Genomic DNA, 15,004 nt, shown 5'->3' on the forward strand with positions numbered 1-15,004 from the left:
CTTCTGATGATGGACATTTTCCTCTTGGTGTATACAACACCAAGCACCATCTGTTATATATTATGAGTCAAGATCTTAAAAAATAACCATAATACGTAAAAAGAGAAGATAAAAATCTCCTCTTCATTCTGAATATAAACCTTTTTCCTCTTATCCTAACTAGGATAAGCTCTATCTGTACTTTTATTAAAACATAACCCGGGGAAAAGGTCAATAATTATTTGCTTTTTATTGATTTAATTGCATTGAGAATATCTTCATTTTTAGTAATTCCAAGCTCCTTCTTGATTTCACTTAACACCTGGTTCAAACTTTTTGCATATCTTTCTTTTTGTTCAAACTTCCTTTGTTCCCGAATTAAATGGTTATACGTACCTACAGATTTCATTATTGCCATATCCACTTTTTTAAGCTCAGAGTTCTTTAATTTATCTATACTATTCCCAATTAATCTTGCCTTATGAACAACTTTTATCTGTCCCAAATCTATTGTTCCTGTCACATTTGGATTTTGAGCTCTATTAATTGGTACAGCAATTGGAAGATCTATTGTAGCATTAGTAATAGGTGCTACAATCGTAGTAGGAGAATGATCATTACCTTTTTGATTTTGAATGATTACGACTGGTCTTTTTTTACTCTCTTCATTTCCTATATTTTCACCTAAATAACACCAATAGACTTCCCCTCTGTAAATCACTTTATTATTATGTAGATGTGCATTCGCTTGTATTCTAAATTTTCGAATTGTCCAATCTAACAATTTCATTGTTTTATCCGGATCGAACTGATTTAATCTATTTGCCATTCTTTCAATTAAAGATACCATTCTCTTTATGAGTGCCATACTTTCACCTCGTAATATCTAAACTATAAATCTACAAAAAAATAGATTACAATACAACCAATAAATGAATAAAGATTAAAGCGAGTTTTGATAATTTCAACCTAAATACTAAATCATAATTAATTCGGTTTGAATACATGGCATAAAGGAAGTTAATGAGTCTCAATCAGAAAGGCAGATTCTACTTTAAGTTAGAAGCCGCCTTCTGGTTGGTTGATTCAATTTCTAATTCACAAATCCTTTACAACTTCTTCATCCAGAATCACTTTTCTCTTCTCCCAATCCGGCATTAATGAATAAAGCATTTGGTAGAAGTTTTCACTGTGGTCATTGTACTTAAAATGAATGAGTTCATGGAGAACTACATAGTGGATACAGTATTTTGGTGCCTTTATGAGTTCAGAGTTCAAAAGAATTGTATTCTTATCGGTTAACGCAGAACCCCAACGAGCTTTCATCAACCTTACATCAATTTCTGGTTTCACCACTCCGTACTTTTGTACCATAGGATACATTTTTTCAAGTGATTGATCGAAAATCATTTGGGCTTTTTCTCGATACCATTCGTCCAGCAGCTTTGCCTTTCGGATAACATTATCAGTGTCTTTCACATACAAATAGATGAATCCACGAAAGTATTTCACCATTTCTTCTTCCGTTGCCTTCTGAACCCGTAAACGATATTGTTTTCCCAAATACTTAAATGTCTCTCCACTTACATATTCACGTTCACTTTGCTTTAAGGGCTGTACGTCCTTAAATTGCCCCACATTTTTGAGAATCCACGAGCCTTTTGATTTTACAAAATCAGAAATAAAGTCTAACGGTACTCTGTCATTTGCAGTAACCTCAATCGTCATATCTGGTTTGACATGGAGGTTTACATTTTTCACGTTTTTACGTTTCAGAACGAAATCAATGACTTTGTTTGCGTACTCGATCTGATGTTTTTCCATTCTAAAACCTACCTTAGTAACGTCTTAGAGCAACCGTTTTGATTTGCTCAATGATCTTATCAATCGTATCAAAGTCAATATCTATATTGTGCTTTTCTTTAAAATCAAAGAGAAGATCATCCAGTTCTTGTGCAATTCGATTATGAATCTCCAAATTATCATGCCAATCTACTTTTTGATGTTCCCTTATGATATTATCCATTTCGGATGCCAACTCACCTAACGTATTCGTGTCATAACTTGCAGCCGTTTCTTTCGTTTCACTCAAAATGTCCTTTGTAACGCCATAAAAGGCTTGTGCATTGCGATTTTCTTTAATCACGTTAGGATATTGTTCCGTTGTTTGACCGCTCTGATAATCCTTCATAATATCCTTCATACGGTTCAAATATTCAGCTTCGGAGATCCTTTTGTCTCGATATTCTTGAATGGCTTCTTGTATTCGTTCGGAAAACTTTTTGTAGTAGGAAGGATTTTCGTCCCATTTTGCATGAACACTCTTTGTTAAACGAGTCCGAATCGCATCGGCTTTCGCACGTTTGGAACCAAGTCGTTCTATCTCCTCTTCAAAAGCCTTTGTATTTAAAATATCAACTGGATTAGTAATACGAATGACTTCCTCTGCAGAAATGTAGTTATCCATCAACTTCTGCATTTTTGCCTCATATTCTTTATGGTCAATCGTATCCGAATACCTTAGCTTTACAGTTTTTCGCAAATCCTGGAAAAACTTGAAGTCTTTTTTGTATTTTTGCAGTTCTTCAGGTGGTAAGGCATTATAGATTTTTTCAGACTCTAAAGCAATTCCAAGGTTTCTTCCAAAATTGCTTAAAACGTTGTAGAAACCTTCTCTACGCTCTTCATCCTCCAACCATACCTCATACTCTTCTCTATCATTTTTGTTCTTAATCGGTGCAAATATTTGCAGTAAATCGGAATAGTATTGCCTTAACGAACCAATGATACTAATAACATCATAAATCGCACCTTTTAAATCTTCAGGATCAAAGTTTTCCAATCCAGCACCGGAATACATCTGCATTGCTTCATCCAGTTTGTCCAACAAGCCACGATAATCAATGATTAATCCATAGTCTTTTCCTTCATAAAGTCGATTGACACGGGCAATTGCTTGAAGGAGTGTGTGTTCTTTCATCGGTTTATCGACGTAAAGGACTGTGGCACGAGGAGCATCAAAGCCTGTTAGCAATTTATCAACAACTATTAACAGATCAAGCTCATCCCCGTTGACAAATTCATCTTTAATGGCATCTTCATATTTTTCAGGCGTTCCGTAGCGATTCATCATCCGTTTCCAGAAACGCTGAATTTTATCCTTTGATTCCTCGTCTACCACTTCATGGCCTTCCCGCTGGTCAGGGGGAGAGATGACAACGGCACAGTTCAAATCGCCCAACTCTTCGAAGGCCTCTAAATAGCGAATGGCTTCAATTTTACTGTTCGTCGCCAGCATTGCTTTAAACTGGCTGCCCTGTGTTTTGTAGTTTTCCATGAAATGCTTGTTAATGTCTTCCGCAATTAAATAAATCCGCTGTTCGGAGGAGGCCAGTTTCTCGTATTTGCTCCATCTCTCTTTGACTTCCTCTTTTTGCTTGTCGTTTAAATTCCGGGTAATCATTTCCAAACGGCGGTCAATCGCTTTCTGGTTCACCGTCTGTTCCACCATTTTTCCTTCATATAATAAAGGGACAATGGCTTTATCACGAACCCCGTCTGCAATGGTATATTTATGAATGAGCTTCCCAAACTTTATCATTGTACTTTTTTCTTTCTTCATTAATGGGGTTCCTGTAAAGCCTAAATAACACGCATTCGGAAAAACTTTTTTCATTTTAATATGAAGTTCACCGTATTGCGTTCGATGTGACTCGTCAACCAATACAAAGACATCCCTTGATTCGATTGGTTTTTGCTTAACTGATGCCGAATCGAACTTATGAACTAACGTTGTGACAATATCCGAGTTGTTGTCATTGATGAGATCGACTAAATGACCACCTGAAGTCGCTCGGCTCGCTTTTAACCTTGTATGGCTAAATGTTTTATGAATTTGTTTATCCAACTCTACCCGGTCTGTTACGACAACAACCTTTGGGTTGTATTCATGCAGCTCTGATAGGATATATCTAGCTAACATCACCATGGTGAGGGATTTACCGGAGCCTTGAGTATGCCAAATCACACCACTCTGGCGATTACCGTTTCCATCCCGCTCCTCAATAGTCTTAATGATTTCTTTAATGGCAAAGTATTGTTGGTAACGAGCTACTTTCTTTATATCTTTATCAAACAGTGTAAAGAATTGCGTAATTTCAAGCAGTCTCTCAGGATGAAACAAAGAGATGATGTTCTTATCCTGTGTGGTTGCAAGTCTGCCCTCTACCGTTTGATCCAACCAAGACTCAAGCCACTCCTCTTTTTCCTCCTGCCATACAGACCAAAACTTTTTCGGTGTATTACAAGTGGCATACATCGTTTCATTTTTGTTTGTTGCCATGACCAATTGAACGAACTTAAACAAATGCGGAACATAATCTTTTCCTTGATTACGAATCATTTGACTAATTCCTTGGCTCATGGAAATAGATGCTCTTTTACATTCAATGACAGCAAAAGGAATCCCATTGACAAACAGGACAATATCAGGTCGAACTGTTCCTCGCCCATCCATACGTTCAACTTCGAATTCTTCCACTACATGAAATACATTGTTGTCTATGTTTTTCCAGTCGATATACTGAATCGTAAACGACTTCTTTGAACCATCTGGTAAAAACTCTGTATAACTCCGTCCGTTCATCATTGTTTCATAAATGGCTTCATTTGTTTTCACTAATCCATTGGTTAACGACTCATCTAAATCCCGTATCGCCTGTTGAATATTGGTATCACTGAACTTACGAATCTCCCCTTTGTATTCAAAGGAGTTTAATTCTTTCAATTTATCCTCCAAAACTGTTCTCAACAAAACATCGTGGAGATTCGAACGCAATTGATTCGCTTTTTCTGGTGATACATATTGATACCCTAAATTGGTTAACACTTCGATTGCAGGAACTTGGCTTATATATCGTTCATCATAACTCTTTTCCCTTATCACATTTACACCTCCATTGTAAAAAATAGGAGAGGAGCAAAGGTATTACACCTTCACTCGAACTTTTCCAGTTAATAGTAATTGCATAAGGCCTTTCTTTTGTTGTTTTATTTGTATTAATTCATTCTGTAAGAGATCTATTTCTTTATCAAAAAGAGACAATAATTCCGCTACAGCTTTCTGTTCATCATAATCCATTGGTAATCTGCATTTTAAACTATAAACATCATTTGAGTTCAATGATGGTAAGGCTCCTACATTTGAGAATCTACTTAATTTCATGTTAAGTAACAAATAATAAACGTAGTTAAAATCAATATTTTCCTTTACAATTAAGGCCATCATATTGTTGTCAATACAAGAATCATATTTAAGTATTCTTTTTCTCTCCAATAAAAGTGCTGCTCCTACTTTTGCAAAAATAATTGAATTTTTTGGAATGATGGTTGCTTTTATTTCTGAGCGAATCTCTTCGTTAATATAATTATTCGCATTTAACATATACTTCTCATTTTCTTCATTATTCATATCAGATACTTTGAAAAACGGATACTTACCACTTATTACATTTTGATATTTTTCAGGAAAAGCACTTCCTCCTTTTAAAGTACCTAAATCTTTTATTCTTACTTCTTTCCATTTTCCTTCAAACCCCGGCAACCTCACTTCACCCGTCAACAACTTCTGCATTAACCCTTTTTTCTGCTGTTTTTTCTGCTCAATCAGCTTTTCTTTTAGCTCAATGGCTTTGTCCCAAGTGGAAAGGATGGAGGATATTTTTTGTTGTTCTTCAATGGGTGGCAAATATACTTTTACATTTTTTATTTTATTTTTGCTAATTCCATAAACCGAAATTCCAGTTGCAATAAGCATCATTTGTTTACGGATATTCCAGTCTAATAAGAAAAAACGTTTATAGCCGTTGTTTAATAAATTTGATTTATCCTTAGCAACAATTGTATGAAGCCCACTTATAAATGGAATGTTTTTTGGATTTATTACAACAACGGATTTACCAATTCCTTCATAATCTTCAGAAGCATCTGCAAAAACAATATCTCCATCATTTAGAAGAAACTTTCTATTAATATTATTTAAAGATTCATTGTATTTAGGAATTAGATCATAGCTCTTCTCAATGTCTATATAATTATCATCGGATTTATGAATATCTCCATAATGCAAGTAACATATACCTTCATTTGAAAGATTAGCTCTTGAAATTGATAACCCACCTTCAAAATCAAATAATTTATCAAATTTGTACTCTTTCCAATCAGATGGGTACAAATTTTTCAGATTTTCCTTCGCCACTTTTTCACCTACAATCCCAATTCTTTCAAATAATTTTCCATTTGTTCTTCAACTTCTTGAAGTTCCTTCTTAATGGTTACAATATTTTCTTTCACTGTTTCCATATCAACCGGTTCTTCTTCTTCAAAGGTATCGACGTAGCGAGGGATGTTTAAGTTATAATCATTTTCTTTGATTTCGTCGAGTGTTGCAACATAGGAATATTTGTCGATTGTCTCCCGTTTCTCATACGTTTCGACAATTTTTTGAATATCCTGCTCTCTTAATTTGTTTTGGTTTTTCCCTTTTTCATAGTTTCCTTCACCAGATGCGTCAATAAATAAGACATCTTTCCTTGTGCGGTCTTTTCGGAATACCATGATACATGCAGGGATACCAGTACCGTAGAATAAACCTTCTGGTAATCCAATGACAGCATCCAACAGATTCAACTCAATAATTTGTTTACGGATTTTTCCTTCACTCGATCCTCTGAAAAGAACACCATGAGGCAGGATCGTCGCCATTCTTCCGTTTTCCGCTAATGAATACAGCATATGTTGAACGAAAGCGTAGTCCCCTTTTGAGCTTGGTGGAACTCCCCATTCAAATCTTCTATATGGGTCAAGGCTTGCTTCCATTTTAAATTTTTTATCTGTGTTTCCTTCACCGGCAAATCCCATTGCCCATTTGTCTAATGAGAAAGGAGGATTGGCCACGATGACCTGGAATTTCATTAGTTTGCCGTCTTCCAGATGCAACGGGTTGGCGAGTGTGTCGCCCCATTCAATTTTCGCATCATCAATGCCGTGCAAGTACATGTTCATCAAAGCTAATGAGTGAGTGGCACCATTTCGCTCCTGTCCGTAAATGGCAACTTTCCTGCTCGGTACTTGTTTGGCCACTTTTATCAACAAAGAGCCTGAACCACAAGTTGGGTCATAGATACGGTCATTTTCTTGCGGCTTAACCAGTCGGGCAAGCAGTTCTGATACCTCGGCAGGCGTATAGAATTCCCCGCCTTTTTTCCCGGCATCTGAAGCGAAAAGGCCAATCATGTATTGATACGCATTTCCGACAATATCTTCATTGCCCAATTGCGATGGGCGAAGGGAAAGCTGTTGAAAATCCTCCAATAAGGAACGAAGCATGGCATTCCGTTCTTTTGCTTTGCCGAGAATAGCTTCACTGTTAAAGTCGATATTGCGGAAAACGCCACGCAGCTTGCCGGTGTTTTCATTTTCAATCCGCTCTAATGCTTTATTAATAATTTCGCCAATTTCAGGATCGTTCCTTTTACTATATAAATAATCAAATGTGGATTGTTCATCCAATACAAATCGTTCTCGTGACAATGCACGCTGAATCCGCTGCTCATTTCCATCATAACGTTTCGTATATTCTTCCAGATGTTCCTTGTAAGTGTCACTCAAGTACTTGATGAACAACATGGTCAGAATATAGTCCTTATATGTTGATGAATCAATTTTTCCTCTAAAAGTATCGGCAGCTTGCCATAGCACACTGTTAATTTTATCCTGTGTTATTTGTTCAGCCATTTTTTCTTTCCCCCTGCTTCAAAATTTGTTGGACAATCGTTTGAAAATACAACTCTTTTTCTTCCATCAATTTTTTGTAAAGCCTTTTTTCCTTTTGGTGGAGCTGATAAAGCTCGATCAGCGTTTTTTGCTTGGAAGTGGGCAAAAGTTCAAAAGGAAGATTTCTGATGACATGCTGATTGGTGCTGGGAATCCTGCTGCCAGCTTGCGAGCGTTCTAATTCCTTCTTTACATTTGATGTATTCAAATACCAGGCCAAGTATTGAGGCAAAACTTTTTCCTGATCCACCTTTATAATCGCAAAATAGGATGGAATCAGTAAACCGGTATGGTGCTTGTCTACATATACAGCCGTATACGGCTGGCTCAGCCGCATCAGGACATCGCCTTCTGCAGTAAAATAATGGTCATCCAGCTTATCATGACTAATAAACGCTTCAAACGAATCATTTTCGATGAATCCGTCTTCACTTATATTTTTGAGTGAGAGGAGACTGTATGTAGCTTTTGCTTCATATGGCATTTCCGCTTTCTTTCTGCTTAGAACAAGGCCGGTTTGTATTTGAGCAATATCACCAAGTTGCATGTTACACCTCCCATTCGAATGTTAAATCCATCATTTGACTTATTATTGTCAAATACAGTATATAACTTTTTGATTGGTAGAGTCAATCTTTATTTCGTGATGAAACGCACCCTATACATTGTACAAAATACAGTGAAGGTACAGTTATATCGAATAGATTTTTATCTATCATACATTAACTTCATAAAAAGAAAGGGGTTTTGTGAATTGGATAAAGACACATTCATTTCAATGCCACCAACAAAAAGAGTACAGGAAGTCAACAAAATGCTACAAAAGTATGATTTGAAGGAAATCAGCAAACTTCTTGGAATTCCTTCAAGCACTTTCAGTAAACTTATGAGGGAGGGAGATTACCTTTATCATCAAGCGGACAAGAAATACTATCCGTTTGTCCGCTCCGAAGCGGAACGAACGGCAAGTACCACTACCGAACACAGTGATGAAATAACTTTCATCAAGAACCATTTAGATACCTTGAAGAAAGTTGTTCATCATTTTGAAGAGGCGGGGAATTTACTGCTAGATAAACGCATCTACAGTAAAGATGCCGAGTTCGTCAACAAAAGCATTAGGATGAACAGTGCCATTTACGAGAATTTCAGCCAATTTTGCGAAGAATATTATCCTCATTTAAAAACTCAAGATGTAATAGCTCAAGCACTGATTGACGCAATGAACCGCTATAAGCCAGAAGGCAGACAGGAGCCATGAAACAGCTCTTGTCTTTTTTTGGACAATTTTTTGAAATGTGTTTATAGTGTTAGGAGCAACACATTTTAAACACCTTCAGTGTTTTATGTTCAAATATTTTTAGATTTTGAAAGGGTTTTTTAAACAATTGGGGTAATCGGTACGGTTTTTTGGAATGAGAATGGGATTTATTCCGATACTTTCGAGTTCATGAAGGTATTTCCGATAAGTAGGTAGGGACATGTGTTTCTTAGGGGTGTCAATGCTGCCTTTGGAGATCATAACGAAGAAATTGCGAAGACTTTCTTTTTTTCGTTTTGAAAATTGACTGTGACCAATTAGCTTCTCAGCTTCAGTGATTTTATAGTAATCACCTCGGTGAACGATGGGCAGAACGTGCTTTTCCATGTACGCTTTCCATAGTTGGTATGAAAAGTAGCTTCTTAATTTCTTTGGCCTGCCTTTTCCTTTATCATTTCTTTTCATACTATTGAGATGACCATTTTTCAATCTCAGTTCGTATCTGACCCGGCCAATTTCGTACGGTTGGATTTTCTCACCATTTGCAATCCGTTCTTCTTCTTTATCATAAATGAACAACTCCGTACTGTTACATTTATGATATTGCGATGTGTCATATTTAAAAGGATTTCCATTTTCATCCTTCCCCCATTTGATTTTTTGTTTGTAGGCATATTTAGCAGTGTATTTTTCAAGTAGATGAAATAACAGTTCCCGGTCTTTTGGATTTGGCATTTCCACATCCATTCTATAATCAATTCTTGTTAGCGTATGAGAATCGAAATAATCCGAATGTCCAAAGTGTCGGATAAGGAATTTTCGAATATCGGATTCTATCAAATCATAATCATCTTCTATAATCTCTCCTCTATTCAACAGTTTGACAGCATCCACCTTCAGATGTAGATGCCAATCCCCATCCGCACGACAGTTCATCCAAGTAATAGAATAGGCAGGAAATCTCTTTTTTACTTCACTGTTAAGTTGTCTAACCGCAGCTCCAAAGTAGTCATACTTGTTAATGTTTACACTGTACATGGAAAATAAATGTTGAACATCATAATAGGCTATGAGCAACATCATTTCAAATGTGTGAATCAAATTAAACCATCTCCTTTATTTTCGTTCACGGGAATAGTGAATCCCTTTGTTGTCAAGAGTTTTCAGAACTCTGTTTTTCCCGTCCCAAACTAATTTATATGACCTCCAACACATGGATAGGAACCAATGTGTCACGAAGTATTGCATGCTATGTAGTTGTAAAGAAAATATTCATCAAAGCCCGTAAAAAATCGTTCAACTGTATGACAACATGTTCATAAAAGTAAAGATTCTGCACTCTGTTAGTTCCAACACTTACCAAAGTCTGATTACAAGAAAAAACCGTAAAGACGAATTGCTTTACGGTTTCGTTTATTGGTTATCGAATTGTGTCAACTATTCTTCCATCCTCTTTCCTTTCCAATGACATACAGCCTTCACTATGTACACCAATGGATTTATCTTACACATGCAAATGATTACATTTCTTGGACTAGCCTTTCCCATTTCTCCATTTCCTTCTTACTTATAAACGTCCCTTTGTGAAAAAATTTTTTGACCCTCGAACCTAAGAATTTTGATTTTCAATTACGGGCTTGTGTAAGATTAAATCATAACCGAAGGTAAACACCCTCGAATCAAATTCCTTCGGTGTCTCCACATCATCCCCATATCATTTGATTCCAACAAAAAATAAAAACAGCAGGAGGAAAACAGAATGACCCCCGAAAGAATCTTCAACGATCAATCCCCGATTACCCTCGAAGACATTTACAAATCCATCTTGAATGAAAAAATTGACGCACTTATCAAGGAAATCTATGATAATAATAAGGTGAATTCCACTGACTCTTCAGACAAGAAAGGAGAGGAAGTGGCTTGAAAGCTGCAATTTACATTCGAGTATCAACAAACAAAGAAGAACAAAAACAATCTCTTGAAAACCAAAAGGAATTGTTTATGAATCTTTTATCCGAAAAGGGATGGGATTTATACGACATCTATTTGGATGTCCAATCTGGCACAAAAACGAAGAAGCGTCCTCAATTGAAACGCATGATTGAAGATGCGAAAATGAAAAAATTTGACATCATCCTAGCAAAAGAATTGTCACGGTTAGCAAGGAATGGACAACTATCTTATGAAATTAAAAATCTTGCAGAAAATCGTGGCATACACATTCTTACATTGGACGGTGCCATTGACACACTCTCTGGAAACACACAGATGTTTGGATTATACGCCTGGATGTACGAACAGGAATCACAACGGACAAGTGACCGTGTGAAGACCGCTCTGAAAGTAAGAGCAAAAGGTGGGAAATTTAAAGGTTCCATTCCACCTTATGGATATTATGTTGAAAATGGAGTATTGAAAATCAGAAATGATAACACACCAGATGTAGTACGCCAAATATTCAACTCTTACCTTTTGGGAAAGGGATTTGACAGTATTGCAAAAGAACTTTTAAAGGAAGGGATTCCTACTCCATCAGAGATTGCGGGAAAAAGGAATTCAAGTTCACTTTGGCATGGATCTACCATAAGGGGAATACTGGAAAATCCTCATTACATCGGTCATCTTGTTCAACAACGGGAAACTACCATAAATGTCACTTCCGAACGACGTAGAAAAAATAGCCCGGATGACTATGTTGTTATTGAGAACACGCATGAACCGATCATCTCAAAAGATGACTTTCTTGTTGTTCAACAACTAATTTCAGAAAGAAAACGTAAACGGCCATATGCAAAAAAACATCTTTTCACAAATATGTCCTTCTGTGCTGATTGTGGAAAGAGCATGCACTTTAAAAAAAATCGCAAAGGCTACGTATGTGGAACCTATAATAAGCATGGCCACACACAATGTTCTGACCACTATGTAAGGGAAAGTGAATTGATTGAAGTAATTTCAGATGATATAAAACAGATGTTTTCATCACTTTCCACTAAATCCTTTCAAAAGGATATTGAGAAGAAAATGGCAAAGTTCATTCAACGAGATCAAAAACGACTCGGTAACATTCTCAAAGAGATTGAACACTTAAAGAAAGATAAAACGGTTGCACTTCGTATGAAAATACGTGGCGAAATCCAAGACGAAGAATACAGATTGCTCATTGAGGATAATGGCAACCAGCTTGCAAAGTTAAATGAGGAAAAAGCAAAATTAGAACAGGGATTACTTCACCAAAAGCAAACCATTGATTTTACAAAGCTAATCAATCAAGTCGAGCAATTTGTGAAAAACCCTATTCTCGACGAAGAAATGCTTCACAAACTAATAGAGAGAATTGAAATAAAGGAAGATGGGAGTCCGAGAATCTTTTACCGATTCTCGGACCCTTATATATCTTCTATTTTTTCACGAGCAACACACAGCACTCGACGTGTGCCGTTTGTGGGAACATATCGACCGGCTGCATATACGCCACTTCATAAGCCTTGCTTAACATCTGCAAGTCTTTCGCCAATGTAGAAGGATTGCATGAAACATATATAAACTTCTTCGGCTTCACCTTTAAAATTGTACGTAAGAGGGCTTCATCGCAGCCTGAACGCGGCGGGTCGACAATGACAACGTCCGGGCGCCATCCTTCGTCCAGCCATTTCGGCAGGAGGACTTCCGCTTTGCCTGCGTAGTAATGGGCGTTCGGGATGTTGTGGGCGGCGGCGTTTTTCTTCGCGTCCTCGATGGCTTCTGGGATGATGTCCATACCGCGGATCTCCGATGCGCCGTCTGCCAGCCACAGTCCGATCGTGCCGACGCCGCAGTACGCATCGGCGATTTTTTCCTTGCCGGTCAGCGCGGCCGCTTTTTTCACTTCATTGTAAAGTTTCACCGTCAGGATCGGGTTGAGCTGGAAAAAGGCGCGTGCGGAGAGTTCGTACGTAAATTCTTCTAGCCGCTCTTCGATGATTTCTTTTCCGGACAAGTGGATCGTTTCGTCGCCGAAAATAATGGGAGTTTTTTTCGCGTTGATATTTTGCGCGACGGAAACGACTTCGGGCAGGCGTTTTTTGATCTCAGCCAGGATGGTGTCTTTGCGCGGCAGTTCCTTTTTGGCCGTAATCATCACAACTTGAGCCTGCCCGGTTTGGATGCCGACCCGCGTCACGATTGTGCGCACGATCCCTTTTCCGGTTTTTTCATTGTAAACCGGTATATGGAAATCGTTTAAAATTTGCGTGACCACCTGTGTGACTTTGTTCGTCAGCGGGTGCTGGACGATACATTCCGGGACGTTAATCAGGCGGTGGGAATTAAGACTGTAGAGCCCGGAGATGATTTTGCCGTGGCCTTCGCCGAGCTGGAACTGGCTTTTATTCCGGTACAGCCACGGATTGTCCATACCGATCGTCCCGCGGATGTCAAGCTCGTCTATCTTCAGGTTCGTATGGCGTTCGAGTGCCTGGATGACGATGTCGCGTTTTTCGACGAGCTGTTGTTTGTACGTAAGATGCTGGAGCTGGCAGCCGCCGCACTGTTCGTAAACCGGGCACGGGGGTTTCACGCGGTGCGGTGAGCGTTTGCGCACTTTTTTCACGACTGCTTCCACATATTTCGGGTGTACGCGTTTTGCTTCGGCAACAACTTCTTCGCCCGGCAGCGCGCCCGGCACGAAAACGACCGTTTTTTTAAAATAGCCGACCCCTTCCCCGTTGATGCCGAGCCGCTTGATTATCAGAGGAAATTGTTGTTTCACTTTGATTGCTGCTTGTTTCTGCATAAAATCCGTCCTTTTATTCAATGCTGCGCCATAAGTAAAGGGAGGCATAACTTAAGTAAGGCTCCCAGTCTTTTGCGTAAGCGTCCATTTCTTCGTGGGTTGGTTTTTTCTCGAGCTGGAAAAGTTTTTTCAGTGCGTTTTGGATGCCGATGTCCGCTTTCGGGAACAAGTTCAGGCGGCCGAGCCCGAACATAAGGAAATTTTGCACCGTCCACGGCCCAATGCCGCGGATTTTCGTGAGGTTTTTTAAAATCTCCCCGTCCGGTTTTGTTTCAAATTTCGCCAAGTCCAGTTCGCCGGAATCGACAAGTTTTGACAGGCCGATCACGTACTCGGCTTTCCGTTCACTGAACTGCAGTGCGCGCAAATCCGCGACGCTTAACGCGGCAGTTTTTTCGGGCGGAGGATAAAACCAGACGCCATCTTTCTGGAACCCGAATGTGTAGACGAACCGTTCCGTCAGGGTATGGGCAAATTTCATATTCAGTTGCTGGTGGATGATGCATTTCACCAGGCAGGCGTACGGTGAATAATCGAGCACAAATGGCGTGCCGCGGTGTTCTTCAAAAAGCGGTTCGAGAGCGGTTCCGGTGAAATGGCTGATAATGCCGGCGATGTCCGTATCCCATTGGAACAGATGAAAAATCCGCTTTGCAACGGTTTCGGCCGTGTCCGGATTTTCTCCTTGTATGAGAAACGCCGGCTCCTCCGTTGTCCCGATTGCGTTAATGGATGCTGTTTCAGGTACTTCACCGTAGATTGGAATTTTTACCGTCCGTTTGAGCGGATCCACGGCCTGCAGTGGATCGAGGCTCAAACGTTCGAGAGCCCGGTCAAAATTGTACGGGCCATTGATCGTAACTGTTTTCTCCCACATGGCTTCCTCTCGATTCGTTTTTTGTCATTATAACATAGGCAGACTGGAAAATTGAAAATCAAAAGATACCCTTCCTCTAATTTGAGCGGAGGTGCTGATTTCAAGCCGTATTCCGCTGATATAAATAAGGTTTGTGCCTGATTTCCGCAGCTAAGAATGAAAAATCCCCCCGCACTTTCCATGCGTAATGACGACATACAAGCGTCTTTTTACTGCACGCACAAATTTTTAAACCGTACCGCCGATTTTCAGCTATTTCCCGCTGATTTTACATTCAAAC

At 38.8% G+C, this 15,004-nt stretch carries 11 protein-coding genes and 1 pseudogene; 3 read left to right on the top strand and 9 right to left on the bottom strand.

The window, feature by feature from the left end:
- Positions 1–217: 217 nt before the first annotated feature.
- The 6 genes from GBH70_RS09140 to GBH70_RS09165 all read right to left on the bottom strand — a co-directional run bounded on the left by GBH70_RS09140 (position 218) and on the right by GBH70_RS09165 (position 8,359).
- Complete coding sequence (locus tag GBH70_RS09140; protein WP_151680753.1) at positions 218–847, bottom strand: type II toxin-antitoxin system PemK/MazF family toxin; 630 nt, start codon at positions 845–847, stop codon at positions 218–220.
- 230 nt (positions 848–1,077) lie between these two features.
- The gene (locus tag GBH70_RS09145) at positions 1,078–1,803 is read right to left on the bottom strand and encodes a M48 family metallopeptidase (RefSeq protein WP_151680754.1); all 726 of its coding nucleotides are present in this window, start codon (positions 1,801–1,803) and stop codon (positions 1,078–1,080) included.
- A 13-nt stretch (positions 1,804–1,816) separates the two neighbouring features.
- Positions 1,817–4,924: a type I restriction endonuclease subunit R gene (locus GBH70_RS09150; protein ID WP_151680755.1), complete on the bottom strand. Its 3,108-nt coding sequence runs from the start codon at positions 4,922–4,924 to the stop codon at positions 1,817–1,819.
- Between the two features lie 42 nt (positions 4,925–4,966).
- Positions 4,967–6,235, bottom strand: a complete 1,269-nt coding sequence (locus GBH70_RS09155; protein WP_151680756.1) for a restriction endonuclease subunit S — start codon at positions 6,233–6,235, stop codon at positions 4,967–4,969.
- Between the two features lie 8 nt (positions 6,236–6,243).
- The gene (locus tag GBH70_RS09160; RefSeq protein WP_151680757.1) at positions 6,244–7,773 is read right to left on the bottom strand and encodes a type I restriction-modification system subunit M; all 1,530 of its coding nucleotides are present in this window, start codon (positions 7,771–7,773) and stop codon (positions 6,244–6,246) included.
- Positions 7,766–8,359: a restriction endonuclease subunit S domain-containing protein gene (locus tag GBH70_RS09165; protein ID WP_021837188.1), complete on the bottom strand. Its 594-nt coding sequence runs from the start codon at positions 8,357–8,359 to the stop codon at positions 7,766–7,768. Before GBH70_RS09165 ends, GBH70_RS09160 begins: the two co-directional genes overlap by 8 nt.
- Positions 8,360–8,566: 207 nt before the next feature.
- Between GBH70_RS09165 and GBH70_RS09170 the strand changes: the two genes are divergently transcribed.
- On the top strand, positions 8,567–9,073 hold the full coding sequence (locus GBH70_RS09170; protein ID WP_151680758.1) for a hypothetical protein: 507 nt from the start codon (positions 8,567–8,569) through the stop codon (positions 9,071–9,073).
- Positions 9,074–9,172: 99 nt separating this feature from the next.
- On the opposite strand, the gene GBH70_RS09175 is transcribed toward GBH70_RS09170, so the two are convergent.
- Positions 9,173–10,174, bottom strand: a complete 1,002-nt coding sequence (locus tag GBH70_RS09175) for a hypothetical protein (protein WP_151680759.1) — start codon at positions 10,172–10,174, stop codon at positions 9,173–9,175.
- Between the two features lie 658 nt (positions 10,175–10,832).
- Between GBH70_RS09175 and GBH70_RS16750 the strand changes: the two genes are divergently transcribed.
- Both GBH70_RS16750 and GBH70_RS17165 read left to right on the top strand, forming a co-directional pair.
- Positions 10,833–10,997: a hypothetical protein gene (locus GBH70_RS16750; protein ID WP_021837185.1), complete on the top strand. Its 165-nt coding sequence runs from the start codon at positions 10,833–10,835 to the stop codon at positions 10,995–10,997.
- Positions 10,994–12,031 (top strand): annotated as a pseudogene (locus GBH70_RS17165) (recombinase family protein); the annotation flags it as partial. The gene GBH70_RS16750 and the pseudogene GBH70_RS17165, both read left to right, overlap by 4 nt.
- A gap of 442 nt (positions 12,032–12,473) precedes the next feature.
- Here GBH70_RS17165 and rlmD read toward each other — a convergent pair.
- Together rlmD and GBH70_RS09190 are read right to left on the bottom strand one after the other, a co-directional pair.
- Positions 12,474–13,847 carry a 23S rRNA (uracil(1939)-C(5))-methyltransferase RlmD gene (gene rlmD / locus GBH70_RS09185; protein WP_151680760.1) on the bottom strand — a complete coding sequence of 458 codons (1,374 nt, stop codon included), beginning with the start codon at positions 13,845–13,847 and terminating at the stop codon, positions 12,474–12,476.
- 13 nt (positions 13,848–13,860) lie between these two features.
- Complete coding sequence (locus GBH70_RS09190) at positions 13,861–14,724, bottom strand: DNA-3-methyladenine glycosylase family protein (protein WP_151680761.1); 864 nt, start codon at positions 14,722–14,724, stop codon at positions 13,861–13,863.
- Positions 14,725–15,004 lie beyond the last annotated feature (280 nt).

It is taken from the genome of Weizmannia acidilactici (genome assembly GCF_008974225.1).
GTDB classification, from domain to species: Bacteria; Bacillota; Bacilli; order Bacillales; family Bacillaceae_C; genus Weizmannia; species Weizmannia acidilactici.

What these genes read in the sequence shown, in the direction of transcription:
- rlmD (WP_151680760.1), bottom strand. Translation starts at nt 13,847, where the DNA reads ATGCAGAAACAAGCAGCAATCAAAGTGAAACAACAATTTCCTCTGATA.
- GBH70_RS09145 (WP_151680754.1), bottom strand. Translation starts at nt 1,803, where the DNA reads ATGGAAAAACATCAGATCGAGTACGCAAACAAAGTCATTGATTTCGTT.
- GBH70_RS09190 (WP_151680761.1), bottom strand. Translation starts at nt 14,724, where the DNA reads ATGTGGGAGAAAACAGTTACGATCAATGGCCCGTACAATTTTGACCGG.
- GBH70_RS16750 (WP_021837185.1), top strand. Translation starts at nt 10,833, where the DNA reads ATGACCCCCGAAAGAATCTTCAACGATCAATCCCCGATTACCCTCGAA.
- GBH70_RS09165 (WP_021837188.1), bottom strand. Translation starts at nt 8,359, where the DNA reads ATGCAACTTGGTGATATTGCTCAAATACAAACCGGCCTTGTTCTAAGC.
- GBH70_RS09140 (WP_151680753.1), bottom strand. Translation starts at nt 847, where the DNA reads ATGGCACTCATAAAGAGAATGGTATCTTTAATTGAAAGAATGGCAAAT.
- GBH70_RS09160 (WP_151680757.1), bottom strand. Translation starts at nt 7,773, where the DNA reads ATGGCTGAACAAATAACACAGGATAAAATTAACAGTGTGCTATGGCAA.